The organism is Woeseia sp. D3-10, assembly GCF_055809415.1.
In genome coordinates, this window is record NZ_JBVVTW010000007.1 from 2,790,316 (window position 1) to 2,802,971 (window position 12,656).

The 12,656-nt window shown below is 54.6% G+C and carries 8 protein-coding genes; 6 read left to right on the top strand and 2 right to left on the bottom strand.

Features of this window, described 5'->3' with window-relative positions:
- Positions 1-10: 10 nt before the first annotated feature.
- A complete protein-coding gene (locus tag AC0L8N_RS12765) occupies positions 11-1,927 on the bottom strand; it encodes a bifunctional 5-dehydro-2-deoxygluconokinase/5-dehydro-2-deoxyphosphogluconate aldolase (protein ID WP_473668063.1) in 1,917 nt (638 codons plus the stop codon).
- A gap of 174 nt (positions 1,928-2,101) precedes the next feature.
- Between AC0L8N_RS12765 and iolG the strand changes: the two genes are divergently transcribed.
- Both iolG and iolB read left to right on the top strand, forming a co-directional pair.
- Positions 2,102-3,103 carry an inositol 2-dehydrogenase gene (gene iolG, locus AC0L8N_RS12770; RefSeq protein ID WP_473668064.1) on the top strand — a complete coding sequence of 334 codons (1,002 nt, stop codon included), beginning with the start codon at positions 2,102-2,104 and terminating at the stop codon, positions 3,101-3,103.
- 32 nt (positions 3,104-3,135) lie between these two features.
- Complete coding sequence (iolB, locus tag AC0L8N_RS12775; protein WP_473668065.1) at positions 3,136-3,939, top strand: 5-deoxy-glucuronate isomerase; 804 nt, start codon at positions 3,136-3,138, stop codon at positions 3,937-3,939.
- Positions 3,940-3,949: 10 nt separating this feature from the next.
- Here the strand turns inward: iolB and AC0L8N_RS12780 are convergent, their stop codons facing one another.
- Positions 3,950-4,825 carry a MurR/RpiR family transcriptional regulator gene (locus tag AC0L8N_RS12780; RefSeq protein WP_473668066.1) on the bottom strand — a complete coding sequence of 292 codons (876 nt, stop codon included), beginning with the start codon at positions 4,823-4,825 and terminating at the stop codon, positions 3,950-3,952.
- Between the two features lie 498 nt (positions 4,826-5,323).
- Here AC0L8N_RS12780 and AC0L8N_RS12785 point away from each other — a divergent pair, with 498 nt between their 5' ends.
- From AC0L8N_RS12785 to AC0L8N_RS12800, 4 genes are all read left to right on the top strand, one after another.
- A complete protein-coding gene (locus AC0L8N_RS12785; RefSeq protein WP_473668067.1) occupies positions 5,324-7,759 on the top strand; it encodes a TonB-dependent siderophore receptor in 2,436 nt (811 codons plus the stop codon).
- A 243-nt stretch (positions 7,760-8,002) separates the two neighbouring features.
- A complete protein-coding gene (locus AC0L8N_RS12790; protein ID WP_473668068.1) occupies positions 8,003-8,824 on the top strand; it encodes a carbohydrate kinase family protein in 822 nt (273 codons plus the stop codon).
- Positions 8,821-10,089: a family 4 glycosyl hydrolase gene (locus AC0L8N_RS12795; RefSeq protein ID WP_473668069.1), complete on the top strand. Its 1,269-nt coding sequence runs from the start codon at positions 8,821-8,823 to the stop codon at positions 10,087-10,089. Before AC0L8N_RS12790 ends, AC0L8N_RS12795 begins: the two co-directional genes overlap by 4 nt.
- 100 nt (positions 10,090-10,189) lie before the next feature.
- Positions 10,190-12,643: a PIG-L family deacetylase gene (locus AC0L8N_RS12800; RefSeq protein WP_473668070.1), complete on the top strand. Its 2,454-nt coding sequence runs from the start codon at positions 10,190-10,192 to the stop codon at positions 12,641-12,643.
- Positions 12,644-12,656 lie beyond the last annotated feature (13 nt).

Genomic DNA, 12,656 nt, shown 5'->3' on the forward strand with positions numbered 1-12,656 from the left:
CAGAACTACCTTAGCTGACTGTACGGTTGCGCCAATAGCCGACCAGATTGAGATAATTTGCGGCGACAACGTTCACGAATTCTTCATTGTCTATTGTGCCGGAAAACCACTGCCGGCTGGGTTCTGAGAATAGTGAGCGGCCAACCGTAAAGCCTTTGCAAATATCAAAACCGGCACTGGCATTAAAACCTGCCTGCAGTTCTCTTACCGGAGCATCCAGGCCAAGCAGTACTACGCCGCGGCAATGCGGAGCACGCTTCTTGATGACGTCGCTGACATTCTGCCAGGCTGCGCGGCTCATGCAGGGCAATTTCCACCAGTCCGGGCGAATATCCAGGTTGTACATGCGGGTGAGAATGCTGGCCAAGATCGCATCATCGGCGCCAGCACCGGCGGCAGGTATGATTTCCAGCAATAGTGTATGACCGGAAGTGCAGCAGGCGCTGTAGAGTTCCTTGATCTGCCGTTCCTGTTGCTGCCGCAGCGCAGGCTCATCGTCCAGGTTGTAGTACACCAGGCACTTCACGACATGCTCGAGTGGCCAGGTCTTCAGCCGGTCGCCGATCGAGCGACCGCCCTCCAGTTCGAGCGGGTGCGACCCGGGCACTTCCACCGGGCGGGCAATCCACCAGCCGCGGCCGGTTGCTTCATTCAATGCGTCCTGGCCATAGGTGTCGTCGCAGATAATGCCGACAGAACCGTTGAGGTCGGCTTGTTGACACGCTTTTTCCACGGCCCGAACCAGCAAGCTTTTCAGGACAGGAATACGCTGCGCATCTGCTCCGGCTGTTCTTGCCATGCTGTGCAGCTGTGCCCGATGGTCGAACGCCAGTGCACAGATTTCATTGATTTCTTTTGGTGCACGATTGGTTACACGGTGCAGGTAATTGAGTTCCGCGTCTTTGTCCGGGTGTGTAATCTCGCTTGCATGCGCAAGGTAATAATCGAGTTCTTCGGCGGAGGGAATCGCGGGCGCACAGCCGTGACGGGATACTACCAATGCACCGCAGGCGTTTGCATAGGCCTGGCAGGTTGCCGGCGGCTCGTCGCGCAACCACCCTCGCAGAAAGCCTGCCATGAACGCATCGCCGGCACCAAGGACATTGAGTACTTCGACTTCCACACCGGAAAAGACCGACAGCTTGTCCATCTGTGACGGAATTTCGCCGTCCAGCAAGGTGCAGCCCAGTTTGCCCAGTTTGAGCACAATGAGCGCGTCCGTCAGTGAGCGAATCGTCTTGAGGGCTTCGATAGTGTCATCGGTGCCACCGGCAATGTGAATTTCTTCTTCGGTACCCACCAGCAGATCACAATGCGGTAGTACTGACTGGAGGTGTTGCGAAACGTTGTCCGAGGAAACGAAACGGGTTTCGCCGTCGCCTCGTCCGGTCAGACCCCACAGTACCGGACGGTAATCGATGTCCACGATGACTTTGGTACCTGCCGCTTTGGCGTATTCAATGGCTTTGCTGCTGGTCGCAAATGTCTCGGGCGTGGAAAAGTGAGTGCCCGTGATCAGCAGCGACTTGCTGGCGCCAATAAACTCCGGCGAGAAATCGGTTTCCGCGATCGCCATGTCGGCGCAGTTGTCGCGGTAGAAAACCAGTGGAAAGGTATCGCGATCCTTGATGCCAAGGATCGCGAGCCCGGTCAAACGCTGTGGGTCCGTCGCAACGTGGCTCACATCGACACCGCCTCGCGCCAGTTCTTCGCGGACGAAACGGCCCATATGTTCGTCGCCCACGCGAGTCAGCATGGCAGACTTCAGACCAAGTCGAGCTGCGCCAAAGGCGATATTGCCCGAGGATCCTCCCAGGTATTTCGCGAAGCTACTGACGTCTTCCAGGCGGGAGCCCACTTGCTGGCCGTACAAATCCACGGCGGCTCGACCGAGGCAAATAACGTCAATTGCTTTCTGCGTTACCATAAAAATACTCTGCTAAGACTGGCGGTTGTGCTTTGAAAACCAGGCGGTGATTCCAGAATTTTCAAGAAATTCGTTTATTCGTCAGGCGGCCTAGAATAGAATACATATTCTATCGATACAAACTTGTTAGCATTTAAATTTCAAATTGCTTGAATCGAACTGAGGGGTTAGGACTTGGAATCTGTGGAAGTCATTGAATTGTGCATTTTTGGCGCCGGTCGCATTGGCAATATTCACGCGCGCTGTCTGCATCAAAACCCCAGAACGCGTCTGCGTTATGTCGTGGATACTAACCGGCCGGCGGCGGAAGCGTTGGCCGCCGACTGTGGCGCACGAGTCGTGGACACAGAAACCGCGCTCAATGATCCTGAGGTGCGGGCCGTGGTTATCGCAAGTTCGACGGATACTCACGCGGACCTGATCGAACGGGCCGCGAAGGCCGGCAAAGCGATTTTTTGCGAGAAGCCCATCGACTTGGGGCTCGAGCGCGCCAAAGAGTGCGCTGCTGTCGTTCGAGAGCATAAAGCGATCTGCGCGTTGGGCTTCAATCGCCGTTTTGATCCGCAGTTCTCGGCGCTGAAGGCGGCTGTCACCAGCGGGCAGATAGGTGATCTTGAAATACTCGCGATTACCAGTCGGGATCCTTCACCACCTCCCGCTGGCTATATTGGCAGTTCCGGCGGCATGTTTCGCGACATGATGATTCATGATCTGGATATGGCGCGCTGGATCATGGGTGAGGAACCCGTCGAGGTTTTTGCTACTTCCAGTTGTCTGGTCGATCCCGCGATCGCTGCCGCAGGCGATGTCGATACGGCCCTTGTGACCATGAAGACAGAAAGTGGCAAGCTGTGCCAAATCAACAATAGCCGCCGAGCTGTGTACGGCTATGACCAGCGGATCGAAGCATTCGGTTCGTTGGGAATGCTACAAGCCAGAAACATGAACGAGAACAACCTCGTATTGACGAACAGCCAGGGTTCTTCCGGCAGCAAGCCGCTGGCGTTTTTTCTCGAGCGCTATGCTGATGCGTATCGTATTGAGCTTGAGAGCTTCGTGGATTGCATTCTGGGACGCAGCGAGTTGCTCGCAAACGAAAAAGATGGCGTCCGCGCGCTGGAGCTGGCCGAGGGCGTTATTGAATCCAGCAAGACCGGGCGTGCGGTTGCGGTCTGAGTTGATCCATACATCCATACCTGAGGTTTCCAATGTCACGATTATTATCTCGTCCACACGCACCTGACGAACAGGGTCTTATTCAGAAGATCACGCCGCAATCAGCGGGCTGGCAATACGTCGGCTTTGAGGTCTATCAACTGAAGGCCGGGCAGGCGCTGGAGCAGGACTCCCAGTCAGACGAAGTGTGTCTGGTAATCGTGACTGGCAAAGCCGACATTGCCACAAATGAACAGGCCTGGACCGCTCTCGGTGAGCGCGAGAGCTTGTTCGAACGCAAGCCGCCGTTCAGTGTTTATGTGCCGCCGAATGACCACTTTCGTGTTGTGGCCACGACTGACCTGGAGCTTGCTGTGTGCAAGGCGCCGGCAAGTGGCGAATATCCTGCGCGGTTGATCACGCCCGGGGATTGTCGCTACGAAGTACGCGGCGAGGGCACCAATCAGCGCATCGTTTGCAACATTCTTTTCGATAACTTTGCCGCGGAAAAGCTCCTGGTTTGTGAGGTCATTACGCCAGGTGGCAACTGGTCCAGTTACCCGCCGCACAAGCATGACCGGGCGATCGAGCATCAAGAAACACAGTTGGAAGAAATTTACTTCCACAGAGTTAATCCGCCACAAGGCTTCGCTTTTCAGCGGGTTTACACCGACGACCGGAGTATTGATGAAACGATGACCGTCGAAAATCACAGCGTAGTGATGGTTCCCGAGGGCTATCATCCGGTAGGCGCGCCACACGGTTATGACTTGTACTATCTGAATGTGATGGCGGGCCCTGAGCGCAACTGGGTGTTCAATAACGACCCCCAACACGAGTGGATCGTTAACTCATAAAGAAAGCTCGCTAGGTGTTCTCGGGCTCAGTCGCTTCGGCGTCTTCTTTCTTCTTGCCCCGAAAAGCCAGCGCAGTGACGAGTGTTTGCGCAATGCACATTGATGCTGTCAATGAATGAAACGAATGAACGGCTGCATCATGAACCTCGATAAAGGCGCGGGCAGCACTTGAGACCGGGCTCAGCAAGCTATCAGTCATGACGATAACGGGTATGTCGCGTTTCGACGCCATTGCAACAATTTTCGCGGTATCCGTTGAGTACGGTGGAAACGTGATTGCAATCAGTACGTCGTTTGGGCGCATGGCCTGTGCATACTCAAACATCATGCCGCCGACGCCGTCCAGCAAATGCGCTTTGCAATCAGCGCGATTCAAGGCGTAACCAAGATAGGCGGCGATCGGAAAAGAGCGTCGCTGCGCAATGATGTACACGTTGTCGGCCTGTTCCAGCAAATTGGTGGCGATCTTGAGTTCCTCCGACAGACGGCCTTCCATCAATTCGTTGAGCGATGCAATGCTGGATCGGCAATATTGCATCAGCAAGGAGTGGGTGACGTCCTGTCCGGAGAATACTTCGGCGCCGTCAGTGGCCTCTATTGAGCGGATGCGTTCGCGGTAGCTTGCGGAGCGTTCTACGACCCGGGTCTGAAAAGTCTTCTGCATCTCGCTGAAGCCGGAGTAGCCAAACTTTTTGGCAAAGCGAATCAACGCCGACGGTTGTACATTCGCTCGCTTGGAAATGACGGCAATTGTTTCCAGTGCCATGTCGGTCGGGTGTTCAAGCGCAAACGTGGCGATCTGATGGAGTCGGCTGCTGAGCGAAGCGTGTTCTGCTGAGATTGCATCGCGAAGGGTTTCAAAGCTCTGGTATCGCGGTCCTGTCATCGGTTGTCCCCCGAAAGGTCGATTATTATTATGGTCTACCAATGGAATATATTTTCCAGAGTAGCTTACTTTACCTTGTTTCGGCCAATATGGGCTAAACACCAGCCAGTGGGCCGCCGGCTGGATCGAAGGGTCTCCCGACAGTGGCCAGACAGGATGTGAGCCGCTGGCACTTCACTCTGTTGCCTCAGCAATCGGTGCAGAACAGGCGCTCTTAGAGTCTCAAATGCGCATACCCACGGCCTTACGCCATGCGACCGGCGGCCTGTCTTTGAGCTGTGGTTTAAGGTTACCCAGTTGCAACGTGATGCTTTGCGGTCGCAGGCAATGCACACGCAGCGCCGCCCCAAAACAGAAAAAACGTTCTATTTTGTCTAGATGCGGCACGATTGTTCTGTTACTCTCCGCCTTCATTCCAATTTTTCGGGTCGTACCGGGTGCTTCCAGCTGTTCAATCTGAACGGCAAGCGGGAAGTAATGGTAGGGGAGACAACTAGAATGTTTGTAAAGCAAAGCTCGTTGGGTCGGACGTGTGCTGTGGCATTTGCCGTGGCGCTATCCTGTGGGGGCGCGGTCGCGCAAGAGACCAAAGACGGCGCTAATTCTTTGGAAGAAATCGTAGTGACGGGCACCAGTTCGTCAACCAGAACAAAGCTGGAATCGTCCGTTGCGATTACTACTATGGACGCTGAAGCTCTGGCACGTGAAGATGCTTTCAGTACCGCGGACATTCTCGAAGTCGTGCCAGGCCTTTGGGTCGAGGATTCCGGCGGCGAGATAAGTAACAACGTTGCACCGCGAGGCCTTGGCGGTGGCGCGGCATTCCGCTTTATCAGTATTCAGGAAGACGGCTTGCCAGTCAGCTATGACAATGACCACGTCGATACTCAGCAACGGCAGGACATTACGATCTCCCGAATGGAAGCCATTCGCGGCGGTACAGCCGGTATTCTGACGACGAACGGCCCCGGCTCAATCGTCAACTTCATTACTCGCAAAGGCACCGAAGATCCGGAAGGCAGTCTGCGATTCACCGTCTCTGACTACGGAACGCGACGCACAGACCTGTTCTACGGTGCGCCGGTCGATGATGAAGGCAAATGGTTACTCGGAATCGGTGGCTACTACCGCACCAGCGACGGTATCCGCGACGTCGGTTTCACTGCTGACCGTGGCGGCCAGTTGCGTGCGAGCCTGACCCGCAAACTGGACGACGGCGAATTGACGTTCACGATTAAGAACATCAACGATCACAACACCTTCTATCTGCCAATTCCTGTCAATAACCCGGACAGCGATCCATCAAGCATTCCGGGGATTGACGCTTCAACTGGCACTTTGCTGGGTATCGGCACCTCGCGAATCACCCATCGCACCCCAGAAGGCGTTGGCCAGACCAATATGGAAGATGGCTACCACACGAAGCTGAACAGCTTTGGCGTCAACTTCCGCAAGGAAATTGACTCGAACTGGTCCCTTGACATTGCTGCACGGCAGACAACCTGGAGCCTGAACGCCAACGGTATTTTCCCTTGGGGTCTTCAGGACGGTGCTGAACGCCTGCAGGACGCTGATGTCCAGGCCGCGGTAACCGCGTTCGGCGGCGCCAGTGCAGCTTACCGTTACGCTGATTCCGGCGCCTTGGTATCAGATGTCGCCAACCTGAACGGCAACGGCCTTACAACGCTCGGTATTGCCATCGACCGCGACAGAAGAACCGAAGAGTTCATGGGCAACATCCGCCTGAACCACGAAACCGACAACAACAGTCTTGCGTTCGGTGTCTTGTTTGCTGACAAAGTTCTGAATGGCTACAACACGAAGAGCTCTTTCATCCTGTCGGACGTTAAGCACAATGCCGACCTGCTGGATATTGTTATTCTTGATGCGGCTGGCGAAGAAGTTGGAACGTACACCGACAATGGTGTCTACAGCTACGGCATTTGGCTGGACGATTCCACCGGTGACGTCAAGTCAACGTCGCTGTACATCAATGACGAGTTTCAGGTTAACGACAAACTTCGAATTGATGCTGGAACACGCTACGAAGTGGCTGAATTCAACGCTTCAACCGGCAATACCGCACGACAGACATTGGAAGGTGGTAACGACAATGTTTGGGTAAATGACACGGCTAACTGGTTTGACGGTTCTTACTCGCATCGTTCGCGCGAGTACAAGGAATGGTCATTTACTGCTGGCGCCAATTACAAGATCACCGACCGGTTCGCAGTCTACGGACGTTGGGCTAACTCCTATCAGACAACGGGTGTTGGTAGTTACGGTGGATTGGCAGAGCCTGTTGCTGATCTGACGTTCTCGGAGTTCGGTACGCGTTACTTCGGTGAAAACATCTCACTCTCACTGGTGCTGTTTAATACCGTATTCGAGAACCTGGGCTTCGGCGCCCGCAACCAGGCGACTGGTTTAACCGAGCAAATCACCATCGAAACCGACACCACCGGTGTTGAGTTCGAAGGTGAATGGAATGTCGCTGACGCATTCACGATTGCCTTCTCTGGTGTGTTTCAGGATTCGGAAGTTCTGGGAATTCCTGCCGGAGACGTCAACGAAGCGTTTAATGGCAACATGGTTCAACGCACGCCGGATACGCAGGTACGCCTGATCAATACGTTCCACAGTCCTGTAGGCGATTTCTTCCTGACAGCCCACTACCTGAGCAAGCGTTTTGCTGATTTGGGTAACACCGTCGAGCTGGATGCCTACCACACGCTGGATCTTGGCTGGCGTTACCAGGTTAATGACGCGATCACGGTTCAGGTCAAAGGCACGAATCTCAACAATGCGATTGGCCTTACCGAAGGTAACCCGCGTGCCGGCTTTGTCGAAGGCGATGACGGTGTTGGTGGCTTCTTCTACGCAAGACCTATCAATGGCCGGGCGTTTCAGGCTACCTTCCAGTATGACTTCTAAACGTTATCGTGCTTAAGCGAACTGTCACGACGGTGTCCAGACACCAGGGACAGTAAGCTGAGATAACATTGTAAAGACGGAGTGCATAGCAGCATGTCTATGCACTCCGATTTCAATGCTGTTAGTGGCTAAAGCCGTGTTGCAGCCTTTACGCTAACTGCTTTTGTCCAGGGATCGCGTGTGTTTCAGTTTGGTGTAGTGGGACAAATCTGTTGCGATATCACGTTGTCCGGTCTCCCTGGCATGCCTCGACTGGGCGGTGAAATATTTGCTGACAATGTCAGCGTATGCGCCGGCGGTGTGTTTACCACGACGGCCTGGCTAAAAGCTCTCGGTGCGGATGTCACGCACATTGCGACTCTGGGCACTGACCCGATAACAGCCTTGATCGAAAGTGACATTGGCCGACACAACGTTGACCTGTCGCTTTGCACCCGCACGGAAGGTGCTACTCCCGAATTGACCGTCGCGATGCCGCTGGACGGCGACCGTGCACTGGTCACCTATTCAAAAGAAGAGGGCTTGCCGCTCATTACGAGCAATGTCCTTGCTAACACCCGGCATCTGCATGTCGGCGGCGTGAAGCACCTGCGAAATTCAGAAGTGCAGTTGTCCGGGCACTCCATCTCGCTGTCCATCGGCACCGAAGATTTGGCCTTGGGTCTTGAGGGCTTCAAATCGTTGAGCGGTATCGTTGACATACTTTTTGTCAACGCAGATGAAGGTCGGTCGCTGGCCAAGGTCGATGACCTTCAACAGGCACTGGACGTATTGTCCACGGTTTTTCCCTTCGTCGTCCTGACCGATGGCGAACGCGGTGCGTTTGCCATCCACAATGGCGAGAGGCACTACCATCCGGCGCTGGCAACGAAAGTTGTGGATGCTACCGGTGCGGGTGACAGCTTTGTCGCTGGATTTCTGCTGTCCTACCGACAAACCGCTTCAATTGACAGCGCATTGAAGTTGGCGTCGGCTTGCGGCGCGATCGCGGTTACGGTGGTCGGCGCTACAAATCATATTCCAAATCGCGAAACGTTAGAAAAGTTGCTGGAGGCAAACGCGTGAAACTTACAATTGTTGGGGGCGGCAGTTCCTATGCTCCCGGGCTAGTCAAAGCCTTCATCAATTCCAGAACATTTGATGGCTGCGATATCGTGTTGCATGACATCAATGCAGAGATGTTGGAGGTCGTGGCTGGTCTCGTAAGCAAACTTGCAGCGCTTGCTGGTGGCGGAATAAGAATCACTTCCTCAACGAATCTGGAAGTAGCACTTGAAGGCGCGGACTATGTACTGACCACGTGCCGGCCTGGAGGGTTTGAGTGTCGACATCAGGACGAAGCCATCCCTCTGACATTCGGAATCTACGGGCAGGAAACCTGCGGGCCAGGTGGGTTCTTCTTCGCCGCTCGATCGCTCCCTGTCATCAGGAACATCACCGGGATAATGGCCAGAAAAGCGCCGAATGCCATTCTGGTAAATTACACCAACCCAACCCAGATCGTAGCCGAGGCACTAACCCGTTACTCCGACGTGCCGGCGATCAGTATTTGTGATCAAAGTATTGGTGACATCGAAAGTGTGCTGGGGGCATTGGGCAGAGAAGATGCCGACGTCAAGTTTACCTCCATTGGTTTGAATCATGCGACCTGGACGCAGGATTTCACCATCGACGGCGAGGACGGTGTCGCGGCCATGAATGCTGCGCATGATCGGGTGATTGCATCTGATGCGAACGACCGTTTGAAGGGTATGTTCACGCTGACCAAGCGATTCGGTTCCATGCCAAACAGCTATTTGCCGTATTACTACTATATGTCCGAGTTCGTAAGCCGTGCCAAAGGTAAACCGACACGCGCCGAAGTCATCATGTCTGAGCTCGACAGCTACTTCGATCATTACAAGGAAGAATCAGCGAAAGATCAGCCGGTACTTACGCATGTACGTGGCGGTTCGGATTTCGGTGATATGGCCGTGGACGTGATCGGTGCTTTGGTCACTCGCGACGGCAGCGAACATATTCTGAATGTACCGAATCTGGGTTCCATCCCCAACCTGCCCTACGACACAGTCGTTGAGATGCCGTGTCGCATCACACCGATTGGTGTCGAACGCAGAAAGTTTGCAGAACTGGAGGACTGGAAGATGGCATTGATCGGTCCGTTGTCGATTTACCAGCGACGGGCAGCGGAGGCTATCTGGAAGGGAGACAAATCCCTGGCACTCAGTGCACTCGCAATGAATCCGATGGTCCACGATTTAAACGTGGCAAGCCGCATGTTTGACGTGTTCTACGAAAAACAATCGCAGCATTACCCGGAGTTTTCCTGAATGCTGCGAGGATACCGCCAGCACTGCTAATTCCCGGGAAAGCAATTATCAGGAGGTGCCTGACATTGGCGCCAGATACTCTTACGCAAGTGAGGTCGAAATGAAAAGTCCAAAAACAGCACTGATACTCGTCATTAGCACGTTGCTCCTGGGATGCAATGAAGAAACTGCAGAGCCCGCTGCCGGAGTCAATTACTCGGCGATGAGTTACATGCATTTTGGGGCGCATTCGGACGACCAGAGCGGCATGTTTTCGACGATGGCCCGGTTCTCGGTTGATGGGGATTCCACCGGTGGGATCATGGTCATCACTGACAGTGGTGGTGGCGGTAACTCTTTGCCGGCTATGACTCGAGACGAATTCGTTGAGGTCCGGAAACAGGAGCTCATCGAAGCGATGCGTTACGTCGGTGTTGAAAGTACTGATCAGGACTACCAAGGCCTGTACGACTTCTACTACACCTTGTTCGCTGAAGAGGCGGCAAGTACCTGGCGAGACAACGATCCGAACTATATCTGCAAGATCATCGATATGGTCAGGAAGCGGAAGCCGGAGGTCCTCGTTGGAATGTGGCCAGCCCCCGGTACCCATGGCCAGCACCAATGGGCTGGAAGAATCGCAATAACGGCCTATAACAAGGCAGGCGATCCGAACTACTGCGCAGGCGATTACCCGGCATATCAGCCCAAAAAACTGTACGTCAATGACACGTATAACATTCGTCGGGCAGTCAAGTTCTTCCCTGTCCTCGGCGAAAATCTGATCACGATATTCAACAGTGACGAAATGAAAGCCGGTGGTCAGAAGTACTCTGACCTGAACCAGAAGGCGCGGCGCACGTTTATTTCGCAGGGCTGGCAGGAAAGCACGGTACGTGAAGGCGACGAGGGTTTCCTGCTGCTGGCAAGCCGTGTGCCGGTTAAAGATCCCGCCACAACCCATAACGACAAAGCCGAAGACAAGTACCTGTTTGCCTCCCGGTACCCGGATGGCACTACTATGGAAGTCTCCCAAAGTGCAGCTACGGTCGCTTTGGGTCGACAGTTGAATCTGTCAGTGGAGCTCTACTTTCCCGAGAACGTTGCGAGTGGCCTGACAAACGTTCGACTCGATGTCAAAGCGCCGGACGGCTTTGCTGTCGATAGTACGAGCAAGCCGCTGAGCGTTGAGGACGTCCGTTCAGGCGCACCATTCACCGTGGAGTTCACTGCCACCCCGACAGGTGCAGAAACAGTTGGCAACTTACAGCGCTTGCTGTTCACGCTGGTTGGCGAGTATGCCGGCGAAGAATTGCACGGTGATAACTTCGCCATCGTTGGCGTGACAGCACCCGTGGAAGGCGAGTTCGTTTCTACATACGAAATTGCCAACTTCCACAAATTTTCGGCCGAGAACAACATCGACTGGCTAAACCTTAGCGTGCCGCCGCGTGTCGTGCTCATGCTGGATCAGGCAAATACATTGAATGTGAAGCTGGTCAATAATTCCGGCCAGCCAGCGATGTCGACTGTTACGCTGGGCTTTGTCGACGAGAACGGTGCGCCGGTGGATGGGATGTCTGACATCGTCGTGGCTGAACCGATTGAAGTGCCGGCTGGCGGAAGAGACTATGCCTTCGAACTGACTCCCAAGTCGGCCCAGGTGTTGCCGGAAGGGAAGAGCTCGGAGAATATCAGCGGCGTTCTCAAGGTGACGACGGCCGCGGGGCTGTCGACTCAGATCGCTGACATCTACCTTGTTCCCAGCGCCGAGATAGGCGCGGCGGCCAGCGCCAGCGTTGCTGTGGATGCGGACCTGGCAGACATTAAGCAAAGTGTCGAGCAGCCGACCTTTAGCTTCGGTCACAAGGATCAATGGTCGGGCCGCTCGCGCGGCACCGGGGAAGATTCCGATCTCGGTGTTCGCGGCTACATGACCTATGACGACACGGCTTTGTATCTGGCGCTGGAGATCACCGACGATTACGTCAGCTGCGGTCGGACAGCAGATGAAATCAATGCTCATTGGTTGACCGACTCGATTGAGATCGGCGTAGACAGAAGGCAGTTCAACGATGCCGGCGACGAAGGTTCAAGAATTCCCCCGCAACAAACGGGCGATGCCGCGCTGTTCACAGCACGTACTTTCAAGGTTGGCATTTTCCCCTGCACCCGGGATGCTGAAGGCAAGGCCGTGTGGGGCGCGCGAGCTGCTCGCGATGCGGATGCCAATCAGGGTCTGGTCAATGTAACAGGCAGTGCAGCAGAAATTGCAGAAGACACGGCACCTGGGTTCGAGGTAAGTGTTGGCGACATAGACGCCAGTGGCAGTCAACAGGGCAAGTACAACATGGAGATCAAGATTCCATGGGCTGCTGTTCCAAGCCGAGGCGTTGACGGCGCTGCCATGCCGAACCCCACAACGGGCGACCGCGTCAATGTCAATGTGCTGGTCTACGAGTATGACGAGACGGATATCAGTGGTACGACCGGAGGTCGTCGCCTGGGCTGGTCGTCAGTTCGTGGTGACCAGCAGGCGGTACCGTACATCTGGCCCGAGATTCACCTGAAATAAACTGGCGTTCTGT

Coding starts and splice junctions, on each gene's coding strand:
- AC0L8N_RS12780 (WP_473668066.1), bottom strand. CDS start 4,825: ATGACAGGACCGCGATACCAGAGCTTTGAAACCCTTCGCGATGCAATC.
- AC0L8N_RS12790 (WP_473668068.1), top strand. CDS start 8,003: ATGCCTCGACTGGGCGGTGAAATATTTGCTGACAATGTCAGCGTATGC.
- AC0L8N_RS12800 (WP_473668070.1), top strand. CDS start 10,190: ATGAAAAGTCCAAAAACAGCACTGATACTCGTCATTAGCACGTTGCTC.
- AC0L8N_RS12765 (WP_473668063.1), bottom strand. CDS start 1,927: ATGGTAACGCAGAAAGCAATTGACGTTATTTGCCTCGGTCGAGCCGCC.
- AC0L8N_RS12785 (WP_473668067.1), top strand. CDS start 5,324: ATGTTTGTAAAGCAAAGCTCGTTGGGTCGGACGTGTGCTGTGGCATTT.
- iolB (WP_473668065.1), top strand. CDS start 3,136: ATGTCACGATTATTATCTCGTCCACACGCACCTGACGAACAGGGTCTT.